The sequence below is a fragment of the Actinoalloteichus sp. AHMU CJ021 genome, from assembly GCF_002895405.1.
GTDB classification, from domain to species: domain Bacteria; phylum Actinomycetota; class Actinomycetes; order Mycobacteriales; family Pseudonocardiaceae; genus Actinoalloteichus_B; species Actinoalloteichus_B caeruleus.
Genome location: NZ_CP025990.1, coordinates 2,646,081 through 2,667,755 on the forward strand (window position 1 = coordinate 2,646,081; position 21,675 = coordinate 2,667,755).

General features: G+C 72.0%; 19 protein-coding genes. 11 read left to right on the forward strand and 8 right to left on the reverse strand.

Annotated elements, in window-relative coordinates; genetic code table 11:
• Positions 1-225: 225 nt before the first annotated feature.
• Complete coding sequence (locus tag C1701_RS11165; protein ID WP_051713235.1) at positions 226-807, reverse strand: TetR/AcrR family transcriptional regulator; 582 nt, start codon at positions 805-807, stop codon at positions 226-228.
• A 64-nt stretch (positions 808-871) separates the two neighbouring features.
• Here C1701_RS11165 and C1701_RS11170 point away from each other — a divergent pair, with 64 nt between their 5' ends.
• Entirely contained in the window at positions 872-1,714 is an 843-nt protein-coding gene (locus C1701_RS11170) for an LLM class F420-dependent oxidoreductase (RefSeq protein ID WP_103055888.1), read from the forward strand.
• 414 nt (positions 1,715-2,128) lie between these two features.
• Here the strand turns inward: C1701_RS11170 and dnaB are convergent, their stop codons facing one another.
• The 5 genes from dnaB to rpsF form a co-directional block, all read right to left on the reverse strand.
• Positions 2,129-3,490, reverse strand: a complete 1,362-nt coding sequence (gene dnaB / locus C1701_RS11175) for a replicative DNA helicase (RefSeq protein WP_026417884.1) — start codon at positions 3,488-3,490, stop codon at positions 2,129-2,131.
• A gap of 473 nt (positions 3,491-3,963) precedes the next feature.
• Positions 3,964-4,419 (reverse strand): 50S ribosomal protein L9, encoded by a 456-nt coding sequence (rplI, locus tag C1701_RS11180; RefSeq protein ID WP_026417885.1) that lies wholly within the window; start codon positions 4,417-4,419, stop codon positions 3,964-3,966.
• An 18-nt stretch (positions 4,420-4,437) separates the two neighbouring features.
• Complete coding sequence (gene rpsR / locus C1701_RS11185) at positions 4,438-4,686, reverse strand: 30S ribosomal protein S18 (protein ID WP_016698008.1); 249 nt, start codon at positions 4,684-4,686, stop codon at positions 4,438-4,440.
• 70 nt (positions 4,687-4,756) lie between these two features.
• Positions 4,757-5,248, reverse strand: a complete 492-nt coding sequence (locus tag C1701_RS11190) for a single-stranded DNA-binding protein (protein WP_026417886.1) — start codon at positions 5,246-5,248, stop codon at positions 4,757-4,759.
• 22 nt (positions 5,249-5,270) lie between these two features.
• A complete protein-coding gene (gene rpsF, locus C1701_RS11195; protein ID WP_081715277.1) occupies positions 5,271-5,567 on the reverse strand; it encodes a 30S ribosomal protein S6 in 297 nt (98 codons plus the stop codon).
• 279 nt (positions 5,568-5,846) lie between these two features.
• Here rpsF and C1701_RS11205 point away from each other — a divergent pair, with 279 nt between their 5' ends.
• From C1701_RS11205 to C1701_RS11225, 4 genes are all read left to right on the forward strand, one after another.
• Positions 5,847-6,620, forward strand: a complete 774-nt coding sequence (locus C1701_RS11205) for a deoxyribonuclease IV (RefSeq protein ID WP_030106392.1) — start codon at positions 5,847-5,849, stop codon at positions 6,618-6,620.
• Positions 6,621-6,826: 206 nt separating this feature from the next.
• Positions 6,827-8,464, forward strand: coding sequence for a DUF2029 domain-containing protein (locus tag C1701_RS11210; protein WP_155886051.1), 1,638 nt, complete (start codon positions 6,827-6,829; stop codon positions 8,462-8,464).
• 368 nt (positions 8,465-8,832) lie between these two features.
• Entirely contained in the window at positions 8,833-9,078 is a 246-nt protein-coding gene (locus tag C1701_RS11220; protein ID WP_051313643.1) for a DUF397 domain-containing protein, read from the forward strand.
• A gap of 175 nt (positions 9,079-9,253) precedes the next feature.
• The gene (locus C1701_RS11225) at positions 9,254-10,819 is read left to right on the forward strand and encodes a glycosyltransferase family 87 protein (protein WP_337662290.1); all 1,566 of its coding nucleotides are present in this window, start codon (positions 9,254-9,256) and stop codon (positions 10,817-10,819) included.
• Between the two features lie 466 nt (positions 10,820-11,285).
• On the opposite strand, the gene C1701_RS11235 is transcribed toward C1701_RS11225, so the two are convergent.
• The gene (locus C1701_RS11235; RefSeq protein WP_337662230.1) at positions 11,286-13,850 is read right to left on the reverse strand and encodes a transglycosylase domain-containing protein; all 2,565 of its coding nucleotides are present in this window, start codon (positions 13,848-13,850) and stop codon (positions 11,286-11,288) included.
• 162 nt (positions 13,851-14,012) lie between these two features.
• Between C1701_RS11235 and C1701_RS11240 the strand changes: the two genes are divergently transcribed.
• On the forward strand, positions 14,013-14,957 hold the full coding sequence (locus C1701_RS11240) for a hypothetical protein (RefSeq protein WP_081715279.1): 945 nt from the start codon (positions 14,013-14,015) through the stop codon (positions 14,955-14,957).
• A gap of 92 nt (positions 14,958-15,049) precedes the next feature.
• On the opposite strand, the gene C1701_RS11245 is transcribed toward C1701_RS11240, so the two are convergent.
• Positions 15,050-15,454: a DUF5318 family protein gene (locus tag C1701_RS11245; protein WP_026417890.1), complete on the reverse strand. Its 405-nt coding sequence runs from the start codon at positions 15,452-15,454 to the stop codon at positions 15,050-15,052.
• A gap of 201 nt (positions 15,455-15,655) precedes the next feature.
• Between C1701_RS11245 and C1701_RS11250 the strand changes: the two genes are divergently transcribed.
• The 5 genes from C1701_RS11250 (at position 15,656) to C1701_RS11270 (ending at position 21,364) form a co-directional block, all read left to right on the forward strand.
• Positions 15,656-16,282 (forward strand): PadR family transcriptional regulator, encoded by a 627-nt coding sequence (locus C1701_RS11250; RefSeq protein ID WP_035275357.1) that lies wholly within the window; start codon positions 15,656-15,658, stop codon positions 16,280-16,282.
• An 83-nt stretch (positions 16,283-16,365) separates the two neighbouring features.
• Positions 16,366-17,457 carry an inositol-3-phosphate synthase gene (locus tag C1701_RS11255; RefSeq protein WP_026417891.1) on the forward strand — a complete coding sequence of 364 codons (1,092 nt, stop codon included), beginning with the start codon at positions 16,366-16,368 and terminating at the stop codon, positions 17,455-17,457.
• Between the two features lie 359 nt (positions 17,458-17,816).
• A complete protein-coding gene (gene cutA / locus C1701_RS11260; protein WP_337662291.1) occupies positions 17,817-18,050 on the forward strand; it encodes a divalent-cation tolerance protein CutA in 234 nt (77 codons plus the stop codon).
• 325 nt (positions 18,051-18,375) lie between these two features.
• Entirely contained in the window at positions 18,376-20,484 is a 2,109-nt protein-coding gene (locus C1701_RS11265; protein WP_337662231.1) for a PhoX family protein, read from the forward strand.
• Between the two features lie 190 nt (positions 20,485-20,674).
• On the forward strand, positions 20,675-21,364 hold the full coding sequence (locus C1701_RS11270) for an SDR family oxidoreductase (protein WP_026417894.1): 690 nt from the start codon (positions 20,675-20,677) through the stop codon (positions 21,362-21,364).
• Positions 21,365-21,675: the final 311 nt, after the last annotated feature.

The following is a 21,675-nucleotide window of genomic DNA, read 5'->3' on the forward strand; positions in this document are numbered from 1 at the left end:
GCGGCGCGTTCGCGGTGCGTCCGGCCGGTTGGTCCCGGGGGTGCCGGGCGGGAGGTGGGTGGCGTCGTCGTCGCTCGGTGGGCACCGGGCCGTGCCCACCACCTCCGCTGCCAGAGGCGCGGGCGGGGTCCCCACCAGGGGGGCGGCACGGCGGTCGGCGTCACGAGGACCGGTCCAGGGGCGTCGGGGCTCCTCCCGGTCGGATGGTCGCCGCGGCTCGGAGGGTCACGCCGGCGCCGGGGGCAGCGGTGCGCTGGCAGCTTCCGGGGACAGGCCGTCGAGCACGAGCGCGAGGTAGCGCGACCAGCCCCGTCCGACGTGGTCCGCGCTCGCGACGAGCATGGTGACCAGACAGGGGAAGTCCTCCGGGGTCAGGTCGGCGCGCACCACGCCCGCCTGCCTGGCCCGGGTCAACACCTCGTCAAGGGGCCGCAGGTAGCGGCTGGCGATGGCGGCGGCCCGACCACCCCCGACCAGTTCGAGGATCCTCGGGTGCTCGACGAACACGGCGGTGCTCTCCGCCAGGGCGGTGGCCAGCGCGCGACGTGGATCGTCGTCGGCGGCGGCGCGCCGCAGGACCGGTTCCACCCGCTCGGAGAAGTAGTCCTCGAGCACTGCGGTGAGGAGGTCCTCCTTGGTGGGGAAGTGCCGGAACAGCGTGCGCGCGGTGACCCGCGCGTCCTTGGCGATCCGCTCCAGGGGGACCTCGCTGCCCAGTTCCTCCACTGCCGCCCGGGCCTGGGCCACGATGGCGGCCCGGTTGCGCCTGGCGTCCGCGCGTAGGGGCCCGTTCCTGCTCTCCGCCACCGCGCAACGCTAACACCCCTCCCAGTAAATGTCAGTTAAGTGACAGTTGTGTCATGATGCGTCCATGGAACACGGCATCGTCACCTTCCTGACCGACTACGGCATCGACCCGGTCCGCCTTGGCCATGCGGTGGAGGAGCGCGGGTTCGGGTCCCTGTTCCTCACCGAGCACACGCACATCCCCGCCAGCCGCATCACCCCGTGGCCGGTGGGCGCGCCGGTCCCGCGACCCCTGCCCCGCCACTACTCGCACACCTACGACCCGCTGGCCGCACTGGCCGCGATCGCGGCGACGACCGAGCGCGTCGGCCTCGGCACCGCCGTGTCGCTGGTCAACCAGCACCACCCGATCACGCTGGCCAAACAGGTCGCGAGCGTGGACCGCATCTCCGGAGGACGGCTCGAACTGGGCGTCGGCCCTGGTTGGAACAACGAGGAGATGGCCAACCACGGTGTCGACCCGGCGCGGCCGATCGCGCGGATGCTGGAGCACGTCGCGGCCATGAGGGCGATCTGGACCGAGGACGAACCGGAGTTCCACGGCGAGTTCGTCGACTTCGACCCGATCTGGTCCTGGCCCAAACCGGTCCGCCGCCCACCGGTGCTCGTCGCGGGCGTCGGGCCGACCGTGCTGGACCGCGTGTTGAGCCACGGTGACGGCTGGTTACCGCTCCCGCTCTTCAGCGCGGAGCGGTTCGCCGCGCGCATCGCGGAGCTGCGTTCCCGGGCGGCTGACGTCGGGCGCGCGGTGGACGTCACCCTCTACGGCGGCAGCCCGGAGGCGCTGGGCTCGTACCACGAGGCGGGGTTCGACCGGGTCCTGTTCGAGTTGCCCGACCACGAGGACCCCGACGACACCCTCCGTGAACTCGACCGCTTGGCCGGCGTCATCCACGGGAGGCGGTGATCGCGGGTGGGACCTGGGCCGAGCCACGGCCGATCGGCCGACGTGGTCGAGGAGCAGAGGTGGTCGGACCCGGGTCACCACTCCAGCCCCGCGCCGGGTGACGGGTTGATCCGGGGCGTCCGGGGCCGTCTCCCACCGGCACCCGCGCGCCACGTGCCGGTGCGTGAGTGCCACCTCCGAGACACGTGCGATCAGGGGCCCGGGTGCCTCGTCCTCCAGCCAGTCGAAGCGGGGGTGACCGTCCCGTTCCTGGCCCGGCCTCCTGGCCGAGATGGCTATCAGGGCCTGGCGACGACCCACCTCCGTCGCGCGTGGGCATCGGTCGCGGCCGCCCGGGAGCTCGGAGTGGCGTCCACCCGGTGACCGGCGGAACCAGGAAGGCACCACACGGGCCAGGCCCTACGGGTGCCGGGCTCAGGTCTGGGCCATGTCCACGAAACGGCTGTAGTGCAGCTGGTGGGCGACGGTGATCGTCGAGGTCGGGCCGGCGCGGTGCTTGGCCAGGATGAGGTCGGCCTCGCCCATCCGGGGGTCGTCCCGTTCCCAGGCGTCCGGGCGGTTGATCAGGAGGACCATGTCCGCGTCCTGCTCCAGCGAGCCGGACTCCCGCAGGTCGGAGAGCATGGGGCGTTTGTCGGTGCGCTGCTCGGGGCCACGGTTCAACTGGCTGATCGCCACTACCGGGACCTCGAGTTCCTTCGCCAGGAGCTTGAGGTTCCGGGAGAACTCCGAGACCTCCTGCTGGCGGGACTCCACCCGTTTGCCCGAGGTCATCAGCTGGAGGTAGTCGACGACGACGAGTTTGAGGTCGTTGCGCTGCTTCAGGCGCCGAGCCTTGGCCCGGATCTCCATCATGGTCAGGTTGGGCGAGTCGTCGACGAAGAGCGGTGCCTCGCTGACCTCGCTCATCCGCCTGGCCAACCGGGTCCAGTCGTCGTCGGACATCCGGCCGCCCCGCATGTCCTGGAGCCGGATCCGAGCCTCCGCCGAGAGCATGCGCATCACGATCTCGGTCTTGCTCATCTCCAGGGAGAAGATGACGCTGGTCATGCCGTGCTTGATGGAGCAGGACCTGGCGAAGTCCAGCCCCAGGGTGGACTTGCCGACACCGGGACGCGCGGCCACGATGATCATCTGGCCCGGGTGGAGGCCGTTGGTCACGGCGTCCAGATCCGTGAAGCCGCTGGGGACCCCGAGGGACATCCCCCCTCGCGACGCGATGGCGTCGATCTCGTCCATCGTCGGCTGGAGCAGGTCCTCCAGCACCGAGTAGTCCTCCGAGGTGCGCCGTTCCGTCACCTCGTAGATGGAGGACTGGGCGCGGTCGACCACGTCGTCGATGTCGGCGCCCTCCGCGCCGTGGTAGCCGAGCTGGACGATGCGGGTGCCGGCCTCGACGAGCCGTCGCAACACCGCCTTCTCCGCGACGATCTCCGCGTAGTAGCCCGCGTTGGCCGCGGTGGGCACGGTCGCGATCAGGGTGTGGATGTAGGGAGCACCACCGACCCTGGTCAGCTCCCCCCGGCGTTCCAGTTCCGCCGAGACGGTGATCGGGTCGGCCGGTTCACCCCGCCCGTAGAGGTCGAGGACGCAGTCGTAGATCGACTGGTGTGCCGGGCGGTAGAAGTCGTTGGGCGTGATGACCTCGACCACGTCCGCGATCGCGTCCTTGCTCAGCAACATGCCGCCCAGTACCGACTGCTCGGCCGTCAGGTCCTGGGGTGGCTGCCGCTCGAAGCCCTCCGGCGTGGCAGCTCGCTCGTCGGTCAGCGCCACCTGTCCCCCTCGAACTCCTGTGGTGTCGGTCTCGGTCTGGTCCCGGCCCCAGCTGGGCGCGACAGCGCAGCGCACCGCCGTGCGGGCACGCTAGGACGCCCCGGCGTGCCCAGGCAAACAGGCATGGGGGCAGCCTGTGGACAACCTGGGGACAACCTGGGGCGGGTTGACCACATTTCGGTGGAGAACTGGGGATAACTTGGGGACAACTCACGGCACCCCCGACATCAGTGCAGGTCAGGGGCTGTGGATAACTTGTGGATAAACTGACGGCCGGTTGTGCGGCGTGTCGGTCCAAGTTGTGAATTCGGCGTGTCGCGCCTGTTCCTCACCGGCACCGCCGGGAACGCACGACCTGTCGCGGAGGGCCGGAACGACACGGACCCCACGTGTCGCACCGATCAGGAGCGGGACACGTGGGGGTCCGTCAGTCACTACGGCACCGCTGCCGGGGTTCGCCCGGTCGCGGAGCCTCAGCTCGCGGCGACGACCTCGAGCCGCAGGTCGACCTTGACGTCAGGGTGAAGGCGGACGTCAACGCCGTACTTGCCGGTCTTCTTGATGTGGCCGCGCAGCTGCACGGCCCGCTTGTCGAGCAGGGGGCCACCGGCGGCCTTGACGGCCGAGACGACGTCGGCCGTGGTGACCGAGCCGAACAGCTTGCCGGAGTCGGCGCTGGCACGGACCTCGTACCGGACCGGACCCAGGTTGTCCAGCGTCGCCTTGACCTCCTTGGCGTGGTCGAGGTCGCGGATCCGCCGGGACTCCTGGGAGCGGCGGATCGTGGCCACCTGCTTCTCCGCGCCCTTGGTCGCCAGGATGGCGTAGCCGCGGGGAACGAGGTAGTTGCGGCCGTAACCGTCCTTGACCTCGACGATGTCGCCCGGGCCACCGAGTCCCGTCACGTCCGTGGTGAGGATGAGCTTCATCTTCGATCCTCTTCCTGGTCAGCGAGCGGTGGAGGTGTAGGGCAACAACGCCATCTCGCGGGCGTTCTTCACCGCGACGGCGACATCACGCTGGTGCTGGCTGCAGTTGCCGGTCACCCGACGGGCGCGGATCTTGCCGCGGTCGGAGATGTACTTCCGCAGCAGCGTGGTGTCCTTGTAGTCGATGTTCGTCAGAACACCCTTCCGGGCGTCCTTGCAGAAGACGCAAACCTTCTTCTTGGGCTTGCGAACGGGTGGCTTGGCCATCTGGTGTTACTCCCGAAACTCGTCAGATCTTCGACGGGGCGGCGCGTGCCGTGGTTGATCCGGGACCGGATCAGAACGGCGGCTCGTCGTCGTATCCGCCACTGTTGCCGCCGGAACCGGCCGGCGGTGCGGAGCCCCACGGGTCGTCCGAGGGCGCGGCGGCGGGCGCGCCGCCACCGAATCCGCCGGAACCGCCGCCACGGCTGACCTTGTTCACCTTCGCCGTGGCGTAGCGCAGCGACGGACCGATCTCGTCGACGTCCATCTCGATGACGGTGCGCTTCTCGCCGTTGGACTCGAAGCTCCGCTGCTTGAGCCGGCCCTGCACGACCACCCGCATGCCTCGCTGGAGCGACTCGGCGACGTTCTCCGCCGCCTGCCGCCAGATGCTGCACCGCAGGAACAGCGCCTCGCCGTCCTTCCACTCGCCGCTCTGGCGGTCGAAGGTGCGCGGGGTGGAGGCGACCGTGAAGCTGGCCACCGCCGCTCCGGTCTTGGTGAACCGCAGGTCCGGGTCGGCGGTGAGGTTGCCGACCACCGTGATTACCGTGTCACCGGCCATCGTGGGTCACGCCTCTCGCTGGTCAGGACTTGGCGGTCTCGCGGCGGAGCACCTTGGTCCGGAGCACCGACTCGGTCAGGGAGAGCTGGCGGTCCAGCTCCTTCACCGTGTCGGAGTCGGCACGCAGGTCGAGGACGGCGTAGATGCCCTCGCTGTGCTTGTTGATCTCGAAGGAGAGGCGACGGCGACCCCACACCTCGACGTTCTCGACCTCGCCGCCACCCGTGCGGATGACGTTGAGGAAGGTGTCGAGCGAGGGAGCCACGGTGCGCTCGTCCAGACTCGGGTCCAGGATGACCATGACCTCGTAATGACGCATGACTGACCTTCACCTCCTGTGGGCTTGGTGGCCACGGGCTCTCCGTGGCAGGAGGGTCGTCGCGTCAGCAACGGCGTCCACCGTAGCAGCGTCGGCCGGCACCGGGTCCTCGGCCTCCCCTCGTCCTCGGGGGATGAGGTGGGCCACACCAGCGACGACGTGCCGGTACCCCACTGGCCGGCCGCCGGCGAGGCGACGTCGTCGGCGTCGGGCGGACCACGGGCGGCCGGCGGCCACTGATCCGCCCACGGGGCCAACCGGGCAGCTAGGCTCGGGGCCATGCTCATCGGTGCCCACGTCGGTGACGACGATCCGCTCAACGAGGCCGAGGCCAGGGGCGCCGAGGTCGTGCAGGTCTTCCTCGCTGACCCCAAGAGCTGGAAGGCCGCCACGCCCCACCCCCAGGCGGAGCCACTCCGCGCCGCGGGGGTCCAGCTCTTCGTCCACTCGCCCTACGTCATCAACGTCGCCTCCACCAACAACCGGATCCGGATCCCCTCCCGCAAGCTCCTGCTGTCCCATGCCGAGGCGGCGGCGGCCTCGGGCGCGGCCGGTCTGGTCGTCCACGGCGGGCACGTCCGCAAGGGCGAGCCGGAGGACGTGGGGATCGAGAACTGGCGCAAGCTCTTCGGCCGGCAGCACGCCGAGGGGGGCTTCCCGGTTCCCGTCCTGGTGGAGAACACCGCGGGAGGTGACGGCGCGCTCGCCCGGCGGTTCGACGTGCTGGCCCGCCTGTGGGACGCGATCGGCGAGTACGAACCGGGCTTCTGCCTCGACACCTGCCACGCCTTCGCCGCGGGTGAGGACCTGGGCGACGTGGTCGACCGGGTCCGGTCCATCACCGGCCGGATCGACCTGGTGCACCTGAACAGTTCCCGGGACCCGTTCGGTTCCTCCCGTGACCGCCACGCCAACATCGGGGACGGCACGATCGACCCCGAGCTGCTGGTCAGCGTCTGCTCGGCGGCGAACGCCCCGGTGGTGGTGGAGACTCCGTCCGAGGGGCAGGCGGAGGACATCGCCTTCCTGCGCGGCAGGCTGGGCGCGGGCTGAACGGCGCGGGTGCCGCCGGCCGGGCCCGCGCGGACGACGACGACCAGCGACGGGACGACGGGACGAGTCCTCGGATGACGGGAGTTGGACCGGCCCGCCGCGTCCGACTCGCCACCGGTGGGCTGGTGCCCTCGCGGTGGCTGAGGGAGCGGGGGGAGACCGGCCAGTGGTCAGGCTGACGGAGCGGGCACAGTCAGGTGGATGAGATGCGGGGCGAGGAAGGGGTCGGCGCCGGCCCGGCGGCCGACGGAGCCGAGAACCGACCGGCTGGTCGGGCGCGCGGGTTGGCGGGACCGAGTACCGCCAACCGGCTCACCCGGTACGGGCTGGCGCTGGTGGTCCTGCTCAGCGGGCTGACGCTGCTGGCGGGATACGCCAACAAGGCCCGCTGCACCGGTCCCGAGTTCGACGAGTACGGGCGCAGCGGCCCGATGTACAAGGAACGGATCGACGGCGACGTCTGCTACTCCGACATCCAGCACCTGTGGCTGGGCCGGGACATCGACAAGCACGTCTTCCCGTACCTCGACGGCAGCCTGAACGAGTACGGGCAGCCCGAGGGCGGCACCGTCGAGTACCCGGTGCTGACCGGCGTGGTCATCTGGGCTGGCGCGATCTTCGCCCACAACGACGCCGAGTTCCTGCTCGGGTCGGCGCTGGTGATGGCCCCCTTCGGCCTGCTGACGGCGTGGATGCTCGGTGGGCTCTCCCGGTGGCGCGCCCTGATCTGGGCGCTGGGACCGCCCGTCGTGCTGTACGCCTTCCACAACTGGGACCTGCCGGTGGTGCTCTGCGCGGTCGCCGCCGTGTACGTCGTGCACCGGGGCTGGGGGAGGCGGGGCGCGCACCGGCCGCTGACGGATCGGGCGTTGGTCGCCTCGGTCCTGCTCGCGCTCGGGTTCGCCTTCAAGATCTACCCGGGTGTCTTCGTCCTGCCGCTGCTGCTCTACGTCCTGACGGGGGGCATCGGTGGCCGGGAGTTGCCGGCCTCGGTCCGGCGGGCGGGGCGGCGCCTCGACCCGGCCGGCGCCATGCGGGTGGCGTTCGCCGCCGTCGTGACGGTCGTGCTGGTGAACCTGCCGTTCATGCTGCTCGGGTTCGAGGGCTGGCGGGCCTCCTTCGAGTTCCAGGGCAACCGCAAGGTCGACCTGACGACGAACTCGATCTGGTACTGGGGCTTCCGGCCGTGGTCCAATCCCGACAACGGCGCCTTCCAGGCCGCGATGGACGTGCTGTCGCCGACCCTGATGCTGGCCTCGTTCGCACTCGCCTGCTGGCTGGGGTGGCGGCGTTTCCAGCGGGAGGGCACCTACCCCTGGATCGCGGTCTCGGCGGCGATGCTCTGCGGCTTCCTGCTGCTGCACAAGGTGCACTCCCCCCAGTACACGCTGTGGCTGTTGCCGTTCTTCGTGCTCATGCGCATCCGGTGGCAGTGGATCGCCGCCTACTTCGTCGCGGACCTGGCCATGGGGATCGGGATCTTCCGGTGGTACTACATCACCACCTGGGGCTTGCCGCCGACCATCTACGACGGTTTCGCGCCGCAGGCGGTCATGATCGGGGTCTGGGGGCGGGCCGCCCTGTTGTTGGCGTTGTTCTTCGTGTTCCTGAACAGCCGGTCGACGGTGGACGGTGAACCCGCGCCCAGTCCGCGCCGCCGGCGGCCGGGGCTGAGCCGGTCGCCGGCCCAGGCGGCCGTGTCGGCGGGAGCCGTGGCGCGGGGCGGGGACCCGGCGGAGCCGGGCACCGGCGCGGCGGACGCTCCGGTGGGACGGGAGGACGACCTGGGTGGCGACGCCGAGGGCACCGCCGAACGCGGCGTACCCCCGGGGGATGTGAGGTAGCGGCGGCGCAGGCCTGGTCGGGGGGCGTACCAGGCCGGCGCCACCGAGTCCTAGTGTCGACCATGAGCGCCGTTTACGTAAGCCCTTGGTGGCCTTCCTCGCTTACGTTGTGTTGTTGAGGTGTGAACCGCCGGCAGCGCTGGCCCCGCTCAGGGGCGCGGTTTTTAGCCCGAACGGCGTAGATTCTCGTCACGGTCCTGGGTGTTCACGAGTCCAGCGTGCCTCGGTGGAGGGGCGTTGCTGGTGTGGCTCGGGTGAGTGCTCCGGCCCGCGCGGGTCGCCGGCTCGCGATCAATCGCAAAGATGTTTCACGATTTCCGTCGGGAGCAGCGCTCCACGAGGCACGAGACCCGACGGGAGTGGTGAGGATGAACCAGGAGGGAGCTGCCGGGTCCGGGTGGCGCAGCAGCAGCCACAGCGACGGGCAGTGCGTGGAGGTGCTGTTCGGGGACGGCGTGATCGGCGTCCGGGACTCCAAGCGACCCCGGGAACCAGTCCTGCTGGTGACCAGGATGGCGTGGCGGCGGTTCCTCCGGGGTCTTCGCCGGGACGAGTTCGTCACCCGGGAGGTACCCGAGGAACTGCGCGACTGGCCCGGTGCCGCCCGCCGATAGTTCACCACCGGGGCGGCGCGTTCGGGGAACACCTGGCGGCGGGAACCCGTAGCATCCGGCCGTGTCCAACCCTCCCGAGCGGCGTCAGCAGCACCCACCGGCTCCACCGGAGCGGAGCTCCGGCTCCGGGGCCGGCCAGCGGCGGGCCGCCGGGGCGAGAGTCGACCAGGACACGCTGACCCCGTCGACCAGGGTCGTCCCCAGCTGGACGGAGCCGCTCGCACGCCGGGCCGCCGCCCCGTTCGGCGGCCCCCTTGGCCGGCACGCGGTGATCGGGAGGCACTGGTTCTGGTCGCCGCTGCGGGTCGGGCTGCTGCTCGCGATCGTCGTCCTCTGCCTCGGCTGGGGCACGAAGGCCGCCTGCATCCAGCAGTTCGTCCAGGACGGGGAGGCCTTCCTGGACTGGCGCGGCAACCGGCAGTACGTCGCGATGTGCTACTCCGACATCGTCCCGCTCTACACCGCGGAACACCTCGACCAGGGCGCCTTCCCCTACCGGGACAGCTGGACGGAGAACGCCGGCACCCCGGACGAGCAGGTCCGGTACATGGAGTACCCGGTGCTGACCGGGATGTTCCAGTGGGTCAACGCGAAACTCACCGACGCCTGGCTCAGCGTCGCCGAGAGCGGCCTGCTCCCCGCCGCCCTCCCCGTCGCGGTGTTCTTCAACCTCTCGGTGCTGTGGTTGGCGGTCGGCTGGTTGGTCACCGTGTGGGCGCTGTTCCTGCTGAGCGGGCGCCGGCCGTGGGACGCCGCGATCGCCGCGCTGTCGCCGCTGGTCATCGTGCACGCCTTCACGAACTTCGACACGCTCGCGACCGCCTTCGCGACCGCCGGCCTCCTGGCGTGGGCCCGGCGCAGACCGGTCCTGGCCGGTGTCCTGATCGGGTTGGGCGGGGCGGCCAAGCTGTACCCCCTGTTCCTCCTCGGACCGCTCCTCGTGCTCTGCCTGCGGGCCGGGAGGGTGGGTGACGGCCTGCGGGCCACCCTGGCGGCCGGGGCGGCCTGGCTGGCGATCAACGCTCCGATCTGGCTGCTCTACCCCGAGGGCTGGCGCGAGTTCTTCCGGCTGAACACCGAACGCCCGGCGGACCCCGACTCGCTGTACAACGTCGTCTCCTACTTCACGGGCTGGGCCGGGTTCGACGGGCCGCTCTCCCCCGGGGAGGCGCCGCTGGTGTTGAACCTCGTCAGCCTGCTGCTGTTCCTGGCGTGCTGCGCTGGCGTCGCCTGGGTGGCGCTCTCCGCGTCGAGGCGTCCTCGGCTCGCGCAGCTCGCGTTCCTGGTGGTGGCCGCGTTCCTGCTCACCAACAAGGTCTGGAGCCCCCAGTACTCGCTCTGGCTGGTGCCACTGGCCGTGCTCGCGCTCCCGAGGTGGCGCGTGCTGCTGGCCTGGATGACGGTGGACGCGCTGGTCTGGGTGCCCCGCATGTTCTTCTACCTCGGGGTGGACGACAAGGGCCTCCCCCCGGACTGGTTCCTCGGCATGGTCGTGCTCCGGGACCTGGCCGTCGTCGGTTTGTGCGTGTTGGTGCTGTGGGAGATCTACCGGCCCACCCGGGACCGGGTCCGGTCCGCCGGGGACGACGACCCGACCGGCGGGGTGCTCGCCGACGCGCCCGACGTGGTGGTGCTCGGGCGCCGGCGGCGGGGCGGCGGGGCGGACCGGCCCGACACCATGCGGTCGGTGGGCGGCGACGGGAAGTCCGACGTCGCGGTCATGCCCCCGCGCCCCGAGTAGCCGCCGGTCCGCTGGGCCACACGCGGGGCTCGGCGGGACACCGCCACGAGCACCCGCCCGTGCCGGGCGGCCTGGCGCGTCCCGCCACCTCGGCGTCGGTGTGCGGCGCTGGACGGGTGGCGCGGGAGGCAGCGGACCGCCGCCCCCGTCCCTCCGACACCCGGACCCGTCGTGGCGGGATCGACCGGCACGGCGAGCCCCTCCCCGGAGCCATCGGACCGGTCGACCGGATCTCACGACGTGCGTTCGGCCGTGGGACGAGGCTCGACCGGGGCCGCGACGCCTGGTGGGGACGGCACGCCCGCGTGGCGGCTGGCTCGCCGGCGTTCGGCGCCACCCGGCCCTGGCGGCACGATGTCCCGCCGTGGTGGCGGCCGCTGGCCGGGTGACCGGGGAGGGAGTCACCGATCCCGGCCAGCGGTGGCGACCCGACCGCGGGCACGGGAACGAGGTCCTGGTCCCGTGGTCAGCTGATCGGCTGCGGGGTGGTGGTGAGCTGGGGGTCGTCCGACCGCCAGCCGAAGCCGTTCAGCACCTGGCCCCTGCTGCCCCGGTCCGGACCGTCACCCCAGCCGTCACCCTGCCCGTGGCACTCCCACGGGCGTTCCTCGCAGTCCCCTGGCGGCGGGCCGCCGGGATCAGGCTGGTCGTTGCCGTCGGACGGGTCCGGATCGGGTTGGTCGGTGTCCTCGGGCTCGGTGGACTCCTCGTCGGTGTGGCTGGGATCCGGGGCATCGGACTCCCGCTCCCGGTTCTCTTCCTCCTCCTGGCGGCGGCGCTCGGCCTCCTCCTCGGCCTGCCGGCTGGCCTCGATCTCCTCGGGCGAGGGACCGGCCTGGTGGGTGCCGATGCCGACCGCCTGCGGGAAGTCCTCCACCGGCTTGTCCGCCAGGTAGGCGTCCATGAAGGCCCGCCAGATGTCGGAGGGCACGGTCCGCCCGTACAACGGGTTCCCGGCGGCGTCCCGCATCTCCTGCTCCTGGTCCGAGCCGACCCACACCGCGGTGGAGATCTGCGGGGTGTAGCCGACCATCCAGGCCTTGGCGTTGCCGTCGGTGTTGCCGAACTGGTGGGTACCGGTCTTGGACGCCACCGGGCGCCCGTCGGCCAGCGACTGCTGGCTGGCCGCGGCGACCGGCAAGAGGCTCTCGGTCAGGTTCCGGGCCAGCTGGCGGTTGTGCTCGGTGTCCTGCTGGTCGAAGGCGGGTACGCCCGCGGTGGCCTCCTCGTTGAGGAGCACCTCCTCACCGGTGTCCTCCCAGATCACGCTGGAGACGAAGTGCGGGTCCCGTTTGGTGCCATCGGCGGCGAAGGTGGCGTAGGCGGCGGCCATGTCGATGGTGCGCACCTGGTACTGGCCGAGGGCGATACCGAGGGCGGTGGCCTGGCTGCCCGGCTCCACCATGGTCTCGGCACCGTTGATCTCGTCGGGGATGCCGGAGAACACGGCCGCCTCCCGCACCCGCTTGGTGCCGAACTGGTTCGCCATGTCGATGAACGGGGTGTTCGCCGACACCTCGGTGGCCTCCCGCACGGTGCACCAGGTGGTGCTGGCGCACTTGGAGGAGTTCCGGAAGCTGGTGCCCTCGCGTTCGATCACGTCGGGCGACTCGTACCACTCGCCCAGGCCCTTGCCCTGCATGAGGCCGGCGAGGGTGACGAAGGGCTTGAAGGAGGAACCGGGCTGCTGGAGGCTCGTCGCGTAGTCGATGCCGGTCCCCCAGCCGGTGTCCTCGCCACCGGTCGGGTTGAGACCGCCACCGATGTAGGCGATGACCCCGCCGGTCTGCGGGTCGACCGCCACCAGCGAGCTGCGGAAGTGGGCCGGTTCGGTGGCCAACCGCTGCTCGACCGCCTCCCGCGCGGCCTGCTGGGCCGCCGGGTCGATGGTCGTCCGGACGGTCGCGCCGCGTTCCTGGAGCACGTCCATCCCGTAGCCGTTGGCGTCCAGCTCCCGCATGATCTGCTCGCGCAGCAGGTACTCGGTGGCGCTCACCCCGCTGGCCCGGGTCTCCTCCGGGTCCTTCAGGGTGTCGATCGGGTACTCCATGGTCTCGGCCTCGGCGGCGGTGATGGTGTTCGTCTCGACCATCTTGTTCACCGCGTGCTGCCACCGCGTCTCGGCGTGCTCGTGGCTGGACCGGGCCGGGTCGTGGCTGTAGGGCAGCTGGATCATCCCGGCCAGGAAGGCGGCCTGGGACGGGGTGATGTCCTCCAGCTTCGCGTCCCTGCCGAAGTAGGCCTGCATCGCCGAGGAGGGCCCGGTCGTGCCCCGACCGAAGGTGATGATGTTGATGTAGCTCTCGAAGATCTTGTCCTTGCTGAACTCCTGGGTGATCTTCACCGAGAGCACCAGTTCCTTGAACTTCCTGGTGTAGGTGGAGTCCATCTCCTGGGTGGCCTGCTTGATGTACTGCTGCGTCAGGCCGGACCCGCCGCCGTAGCCGGTGATGGCGGCCCGGGCGATACCGACCGGGTCGAAACCGCTGTTGCGCTCGAACGACTGGTCCTCGACCGAGATGATGGCCTGCTTGAGGACCTCGGGGATCTCCTCGGCCGGCACGAACTGGAAGTCACCGCCGTCCTCGGCCTGCGGGGTGTAGCGCATCAACTCCCGCTCGTCCTCGGACTGGATGATCACCGTCTTGTCGCGGCCGGACAGGATCTCCTGGGGGTCGGGCACGTCCCACATGAAGTAGCCGACCGCGAAGGCGGTGGCCGGGGCGAGGAACGCCAGGGCCGCCGCGACATAGCCGGTGCGGCGGATGCGCCGCCACACCTTCTTCTTGCGGGCCTTCTTCGCGGCGAGTTCGTCGACCTCGTCCTCGGGGTCGTCCCCGTCGTCGAAGCCCGGCGAGTGCGCCGAGGTGGTGAGGGGCTCCTCGTGGGTGATCAGGCGTTCGCGCAGGACGGTCGTGGGTGCCTCGTCGCCGGGCGGCATCCCCGCGCCGTTCCGGGGCGGTGTGCCCAGCCCCTGGGGTGGCTGACCACCCGGCGGGGTGCCGCCGGGAGCGGGGGGTGCCTGGTTCATCCGGGTCGCGGCGTCCTGACCCGGTCCCTGCGGACCGGGGGGGCCACCTGGCGCTCCTGGACCACCCTGCGGACCGGGGCCGTGTCCCCCGGGGGCGGGCGGTTGCTGGTTCATCCGGGTGGCCGGGTCCTGGTTCGGCGATCCCGGCCCGCCTGCCGCCGCGTGGCCGGCGGCAGCGCCCGCGGCCGCGCCGCCGAGCGCTCCGGCGGCGGCCGCGCCGGCCTGCTGGCCTCGTGGCGGGCGTCGATCGCCCTCGGGCTGGTCACCGGGCCTGCCCTGAGGGCTGGCCGAGGGGCCGTTGAGAGCGCGGTCCACGCGGTTGGGCTGGTCACCGGGTTCCGGCCGGTTCTGCGGGGCACCGCCCTGCGCGCCGGGGCCGTGCTGCGGGTTGCCGGGGGTGCCCTGGTGCGCGCCGGGGGGCGGCGGTTGCGGGGGTCGACCACCCGGGCCGCCGGGGGCCTGGGGTGGCTGCGGTGCTCCCGGCGGCTGCTGGGGCGGCGGACCGCCCGGGCGCTGCTGGCCGGCGGGCGCGCCCGCCGGCCTCTGGTGACCCGGCCCGGGCTGGGCCGGAGGGCGCTGGGGCTGCTGGCCCGGGGGCGGGTTCTGCCCCTGCGGCCCGGCGTTCGGGGCGGAGGGGCGCTGGCCTCCCGGCGGACCGGCGGGGGGCGGCGAACCGCCCAACTGGCCGCTCAGGGAGGGTGGCGCGCCGGCCGCCCCGTGGGGTGCACCGGGCGGCGGGCCGCTGATGGGCTGGCCGCCAGGGGGCGTACCCGGAGGGCGGCCGGACGGCGGCGGCTGACCGGGGCCGGCGGGTGGCCGTTGTCCTCCCGGGCCGGGCCGTGGTGGATGCGGGCCGGGGCCGTGCGGCGGCTGCGGCGGGCGCTGCGCGCCTCCTCCCGGCCAGGACGGCGGCTGGTCTCCGCCGGGGCCGTGGTTCGCCGGACCCCCCTCGCGGGGGGCGTGGCCACTCGGTGGATCATTCACATCATGACGTGCACCACCGGGGTGGCGTTCGTCACGCGGTCCCCGGGGTGCGGGGCCGCCCTGCGGCGACCGGGGTTCCCGGTCACCCTGCGACCGGTTGTCATGTGCGTCGTTCACGAGTAGGGCCTCCCAAACTGACGCCCCATCCTGGCACGTCGTTCGGCGTTCTCGGCGGTTCCGGTGTGTTCTCGGCGCTGGTGGTGGTCACGGTGTGCTCACTCGGCGGCCGTCCACCGCCGGGAACCGCCGTCGCGCGATCCGCGCCCTCCCAAGACGTATGACTGCACCAGGTGGTTCCAGCCGCACGTCCGGCAGACCTCGACCACGTATACCGAGAACTCCTCGAACATGGTCGCCATCCGCGCCAGTTCCTGTGGCGCCCGCGCCGACCCCGCGGCGTGCTTGAGTTCGTCGCCGTAGATCCAGGAAACCCTGGTCAGCAACTCCTTCCGGCACATCGGGCAGGTCACGTCGCTTGGCTCGCCGTGGAACTTCGCCGCCCGCAGCAGGTACGGGCTGGCGTCGCAGACCTCCATCACCCCGACTCGACCCGAGTGCACGTCGGCGAGCAGCGCCCTGCGCTGCAACGCGTAGTCCACCACCTGTCGTTGGGTCCGCACGAGAACAGCGTACGTGCCCGGGGAAGGGGGGCCATGCGCTGATCGGGGGTCCTTCGGCTGCCGCCCGCACGGACCGTGACGGAGCGCACCGCGCGGGGCCGCTCACAAGTACGCACCCGATGTATCGACGCGATATAGTGGAGCGACGCATCAGTCAGTGTCGACGATGCACCGTACCTGGGTGAGTGGATCGGGGGTGTTGTGCTGGAACTGGCTGTCCTCGGCCTGTTGCATGAGGCGCCGATGCACGGGTACGAGCTCCGGAAGCGCCTCTTCACGCTCCTCGGCGGGTTTCGGGCGTTCTCCTACGGCTCCCTGTACCCCACGCTGCGGCGACTGCAACGTGCCGAACTCATCGCCGAGGACGGTGAGGACGCTCCGCCCCGAGCGTGGGGGCGACGCGCCAGGAAGGTGTACCGGCTCACCACGGAAGGCAAGGAACGCTTCGCCGACCTCGTCGCGGACGTGGGACCGCAGACCTGGGAGGACGCGTCCTTCGGGGTGCACCTCGCCTTCTTCTCCCGCACACCCGCGGAGGTGCGGATGCGCATCCTCGAGGGCCGTCGGCGGCACGTGGAGGAACGCCGGGAGGGCCTGCGGGCCGCGCTCGCGAGGGCCGGGCAGCAGATCGACCGGTACACGCGGGAGTTGCACCGGATGGGGTTGGAGACCTCCGACCGCGAGGTGCGGTGGCTGAACGAGTTGATCGCGCACGAACGGGACGAGGAGAGGCCGAACGTCGCCCCGGAGCCCCAGAGCCAGGCGGGAGACGGCCAGGCGGGACACGAGGCCGAGCGGGACACCGCGCCGCGGGAGCGGGAGCCGTGAGGGTTCCCGGCCCGACCAGGGCTGGCGTGAGCCAGCCGCACAGCACACCGGTCTTGGAAGACAGAGTGAAGGAGGACCCGGCCATGGGCGGAGAACGCCGCAGCGTACGGGTGGCAATCGTCGGCGTCGGCAACTGCGCGGCGTCGCTGGTGCAGGGCGTGCACTACTACCGGGAGGCGGCTCCCGACACCAACGTGCCCGGGCTGATGCACGTGCAGTTCGGTGACTACCACGTCCGGGACATCGAGTTCGTCGCGGCCTTCGACGTGGACGCCAAGAAGGTCGGCCACGACCTCGCCGAGGCCATCGTCGCCAGCGAGAACAACACCATAAAGATCTGCGACGTCCCCCCGGTGGGTGTCACCGTGCAGCGCGGCCACACCCTCGACGGCCTCGGTCGCTACTACCGCGAGACGATCGAGGAGTCGGACGAGAAGCCGGTCGACGTGGTGGAGGCCCTGCGGCAGAGCGAGGCCGACGTCCTCGTCTGCTACCTGCCCGTGGGGTCCGAGGAAGCCGCGCTGTTCTACGCCGACGCCGCCATCAGGGCGGGCGTGGCCTTCGTGAACGCGCTGCCGGTGTTCATCGCCTCCGACCCGGAGTGGGCCGAGCGGTTCAGGGCGGCCGGGGTGCCGATCGTCGGGGACGACATCAAGTCCCAGGTGGGGGCGACCATCACCCACCGGGTGCTGACCAGGCTCTTCGAGGACCGGGGCGTGCAGGTCGACCGGACCATGCAGCTGAACGTCGGCGGCAACATGGACTTCAAGAACATGTTGGAGCGCGACCGGCTGGAGTCCAAGAAGATCTCCAAGACGCAGTCCGTCACCTCCCAGGTCGACCGGGACCTCGGCAAGCGCAACGTGCACATCGGTCCCTCCGACTACGTGGAGTGGTTGGACGACCGCAAGTGGGCCTACGTGCGGCTGGAGGGCCGGGCCTTCGGTGACGTGCCGCTGAACCTCGAGTACAAGCTGGAGGTCTGGGACTCCCCCAACTCCGCCGGCATCATCATCGACGCCGTGCGCGCCGCGAAGATCGCCAAGGACCGAGGGGTGGCCGGCCCGGTGTACTCGGCGTCGTCCTACCTGATGAAGTCGCCGCCCACCCAGTACTCGGACTCGGTGGCCCGCGACAAGGTCGAGTCGTTCATCCGGGGCGAGATCGACGAGTGATCCACCCGCGTCGCGGATGACGGGGGCCACGCGGACGCGTGGCCCCCGTCTGCTCTGCCCCGCGGTCGCCGGACACCGGGTGTGGACCCGACGCGGTCCCCGGGTGGGTGCGGGCTGGCCAAGGTCGCGTGCCGCCGGCGACGCGCGGCGGGCTCGACCGGCGGGCGGGCGGCGTGGCAGCGGGACGGCGACCGGCCAGGGGTTCGGGTCGGCGGCCGCCGAGGGCGGTGGCGGCCGCGCGGGGTCGGGCGTCGACCCCGCTGGGAGCATTGGCCTCACGAGTCACAACGTCGTGGTGACCACCGTGGGATTCCGCTGACCAGGCCCAGGAGCTGGCACGTGGCGCGGTCGAAGCACGGCTGCCGGCGTGCGCGCGGGTGGTCGGGCCCGTCGTCAGCGTCCACCGGCGGGAGGGCGAGGTGCGGACGGACCAGGAGTGGCAGGTCGTCGGCAAGACCACGGCCGCCGCCACCGACCGGTTGGTGGAGCACCCGCGTTCCACCCACGGCTACGACGTGCCCGAAGTGATCGTCAGCCCCATCACCCGAGGGAACCCGGCCTACCTGTCCTGGCTGGACGAGGAGACCGCCTAGGCCCCGGTGGGTTCGGGTCCGCCAGCCCTGGTTCGACGCGCGGGCGAGGCCGGTGGTGCGAGCGGTCGTGCTCCACCTCCCGCCGGGGCCACGAGCGGGAGGTGGCGGGCGATGGCGCCGATCTCGTACTCGCGGTCGTCCGGTGGCGGTCGGGACATCCCCGGCCCCCGGCTGGGTGGTGGCACCGCTCGGTCGGTGGCGGCGGAAGCCTGGCGGCACGATGCTCGCGTGGGCGCGGCGTGGTGTTCCCCCGTCGTTCACCTCGCGGACGGCCGCCGCTCCTACGGTCGGCTCGTTCCCGTCGCCGAGCTCCCCGGAGGACCCCGTGTCCATCCCGCCACCCGGAGAACGCCGCACCATCCCCCTGCCGCTCGCCGCCGGGCACGTCGGCGGCCGCTCGGGCATCACCTGCCGGTACCGCTGCGCGGACGCCTGCGCGCACGACGCCCCCAACCGTTCCGACAACCCGTACTTCGGTGACCTCGTCCGCACGGCGATGAGCCGGCGCGGTGTGCTGCGTGCCGCCGCCGTGGTGACCGTCGGTGGTGGGGCGCTGGCGATGACGGCCGGCCAGGCGGCGGCCGTCGGGCCCGGCGGCCGCCAGGCCACGGCCCGCGGCGGTGGCTCGGGGCCCGCGATCGGCACGGACTTCGAGTCGGTCACGCCGAACACCGAGGACGCGGTGGTGATCCCGACCGGCTACCGGCAGCAGGTGATCATCCGCTGGGGTGACCCCGTGGTCGGGGACGCGCCCCGGTTCGACTTCGACCACCAGACGGCCGCCGCGCAGGAGGCGCAGTTCGGGTACAACTGCGACTTCGCCGGTCTGATCCCCCGGGACGCGCTGGGCCAGGACAACTGGCTGGTCGTCAACCACGAGTACACCACCGAACCGGAGATGTTCCGGGGTTACGACCCGGACGACCCGACCGAGGAGCAGGTGCGCATCGGTTGGGCCGCGCACGGCCTGTCGGTGGTGCGGGCGCTGCGGGACCCGGTGGCCGGCGGGCTGCGGGTCGTGCCCAGCCGGTACGGCCGCCGCATCACCGTCCGCACCCCGTTCGAACTGACCGGTCCGGCGGCGGGCAGCGAGCTGCTGCGGACGTCGGCCGACCCGACCGGGCGCACCGTGCTCGGCACGCTGAACAACTGCGCCGGCGGCGTCACGCCCTGGGGCACGGTGCTCTCGGGCGAGGAGAACTTCAACCAGTACTTCGGCAACGCCGACCAGGTGACAGACCCGGTGGCCGCGGAACGGCTGGCGCGTTACGGCATCAGTGGCGGCGCCAGCACCCGCAAGTGGGAGCGGTTCGACGACAGGTTCGACCTCGCGGTCGAACCGAACGAGGTCAACCGGTTCGGCTGGGTGGTCGAGGTCGACCCGAGCGACCCCGACTCGACTCCCGTCAAGCACACCGCCCTGGGCCGGTTCAAGCACGAGGGCGCCACCATCCGGCTGACCGAGGACGGCCGGGCCGTGGCGTACCAGGGGGACGACGAGCGCTTCGACTACCTCTACAAGTTCGTCTCCCGGGGGCGGATGGTGCCCGGGAACACCCGGGCGGCCCGCCGGCACAACATGCGCCTGCTCGACGACGGAACCCTGTACGTGGCGAGGCTGACGGGCGACAGCCCCGCCGAGGAGATCGACGGTTCCGGGGCGTTGCCCGCCGACGGCGAGTTCGGCGGGACCGGCGAGTGGGTCCCGCTGGCCAGGGGCGACCGTTCCCTCGTGCCGGGGATGACCGCGGAGGAGGTGTACGTCTTCACCCGCCTGGCCGCCGACCGGGTCGGCGCGACCAAGATGGACCGGCCCGAGGACGTCGAGGCGAACCCGGTCACCGGGCGGGTGTACGCGGCGTTGACGAACAACGCGAACCGGGGTGCCGCCGGCAGCGCCGGCCCGGACGAGGCCAACCCGCGAGCGGGGAACAAGCACGGTCACGTGCTGGAGTGGGAGGAGGCCGGCGGGGACGCGGCCGCGACCACGTTCCGGTGGCGGTTGCTGCTGGTGTGCGGTGACCCGGAGTCGCCGGACACCTACTTCGCGGGCTTCGACAAGAGCCAGGTCAGTCCGATCACCAGCCCGGACAACCTGGCCTTCGACGACCACGGGAACCTGTGGATCTCCACCGACTCCACCGGGGCGCTCGGCATCAACGACGGGCTGTACGTGGTCCCCACCGAGGGCGAACGCCGAGGTGAGCTGAAGCTGTTCCTCACCGTCCCCCGGGGTGCGGAGGCGTGTGGACCGATCGTCACCGAGGACCTCGTCACGGTCTGCGTGCAGCACCCGGGGGAGATCGACGGGTCGAGCGCGGAACGGCCGGGCTCGGACTGGCCGGACGGTGGTGGCGCGAACCCCCGCCCGTCGGTGGTGGGGGTGTGGCGCACCGGCCCGGGTGGACGGGGAGTCGGCCGGATCGGCCGGTGACGAGCCGGGGCGCCCCCGGTTCGGGGCGGGGGCGCCCCCCCACCACCAGCCCGGCCCCGTCTGGCTGGCCGTCGCGACGGGTGCGGGACGGCCCCCGTCTGGTCGGGTCGGCCGGACGAGGCGCGGGAGTGACCCCGGGACCCCGGACTCGGTCGGACGGGTCGGCTGCGGGACGAATACGGTCGGGGCCATGACTTCCTCTCGTCCCCTAGCCCTGATCACCGGCGCCTCCCGAGGGGTGGGTGCCGCCGTCGCCCGGGAGTTGGCGCCGACGCACCGGCTGTTGCTCGGTGGCCGGGACACGCCGACGCTCCACGAGACCGTGTCCTCCGTGGAGGGTGCGGAGCCGTTCGCGGTGGAGCTGACCGATGCGGCCTCGCTGGCGGACGCGGTGCGCGGCATCGACCGGCTCGACGTTCTGGTGCACAGCGCGGGAGTCGCCGAGATCGGTGCCATCGCCGACCAGGGTGGTGAGGTCTGGCGGCGGACGATGGAGGTCAACGTGATCGCCGTCGTGGAGCTGACGAGGCTGTTGCTTCCGGCGTTGCGGGCGGCCGGGGGGCACGTGGTGCTCGTCAACTCGGGAGCGGGGCTGCGGCCCCCGAACCCGGGGTGGGGTTCCTACGCGGCCAGCAAGCACGCGTTGCGCGCCTTCGCGGACGCGTTGGGGGTCGAGGAGCGGGAGCACGGCGTCCGGGTCACCTCCGTCTTCCCGGGGCGGGTGGCCACGGACATGCAGCGCCAGGTGCGGGCGGCCGAGGGGACCGACTACGTGCCGGAGCACTACCTGCGGCCGGAGACGGTGGCCAGGGCGGTCGGCCAGGCGCTGTCGACACCCGCTGACGGGCTGACGACCGAGATCGTGCTGCGCCCCGCCTGATCCGGGCGGGGGTCCGGCGGCCCCGGCCGTTGGGGCCGGGTCGTCGCTCGGGGTGCCTCCGCGACGGCGTCCCGGCCGGGCGCGGGTTCGCCTCGGTCGACGTCGTGCTCGCCCGTGCCGAGGGGGTGGACTTCGGCCAGCGCCGCCCGGAGCCGGGCCACCTCACCGGGCGGCGGTGAGTGGTCGGGAGCGCGGTGCCGGCTGAGGCTCGTACCGGTTGGGGCGGTGCCAGCGGGCCGGACGGCTCCGGCGCCGTGTCGTCCCGCGCGGGGGTCGTCCCGCCGCGAGCGCGGGGTGCCGAGCGCGGGGTG

What these genes read in the sequence shown, in the direction of transcription:
- C1701_RS11170 (WP_103055888.1), top strand. Translation starts at nt 872, where the DNA reads ATGGAACACGGCATCGTCACCTTCCTGACCGACTACGGCATCGACCCG.
- rplI (WP_026417885.1), bottom strand. Translation starts at nt 4,419, where the DNA reads ATGAAGCTCATCCTCACCACGGACGTGACGGGACTCGGTGGCCCGGGC.
- rpsR (WP_016698008.1), bottom strand. Translation starts at nt 4,686, where the DNA reads ATGGCCAAGCCACCCGTTCGCAAGCCCAAGAAGAAGGTTTGCGTCTTC.
- C1701_RS11190 (WP_026417886.1), bottom strand. Translation starts at nt 5,248, where the DNA reads ATGGCCGGTGACACGGTAATCACGGTGGTCGGCAACCTCACCGCCGAC.
- rpsF (WP_081715277.1), bottom strand. Translation starts at nt 5,567, where the DNA reads ATGCGTCATTACGAGGTCATGGTCATCCTGGACCCGAGTCTGGACGAG.
- C1701_RS11205 (WP_030106392.1), top strand. Translation starts at nt 5,847, where the DNA reads ATGCTCATCGGTGCCCACGTCGGTGACGACGATCCGCTCAACGAGGCC.
- C1701_RS11210 (WP_155886051.1), top strand. Translation starts at nt 6,827, where the DNA reads ATGCGGGGCGAGGAAGGGGTCGGCGCCGGCCCGGCGGCCGACGGAGCC.
- C1701_RS11220 (WP_051313643.1), top strand. Translation starts at nt 8,833, where the DNA reads ATGAACCAGGAGGGAGCTGCCGGGTCCGGGTGGCGCAGCAGCAGCCAC.
- C1701_RS11235 (WP_337662230.1), bottom strand. Translation starts at nt 13,850, where the DNA reads ATGAACCAGGCACCCCCCGCTCCCGGCGGCACCCCGCCGGGTGGTCAG.
- C1701_RS11255 (WP_026417891.1), top strand. Translation starts at nt 16,366, where the DNA reads ATGGGCGGAGAACGCCGCAGCGTACGGGTGGCAATCGTCGGCGTCGGC.
- C1701_RS11270 (WP_026417894.1), top strand. Translation starts at nt 20,675, where the DNA reads ATGACTTCCTCTCGTCCCCTAGCCCTGATCACCGGCGCCTCCCGAGGG.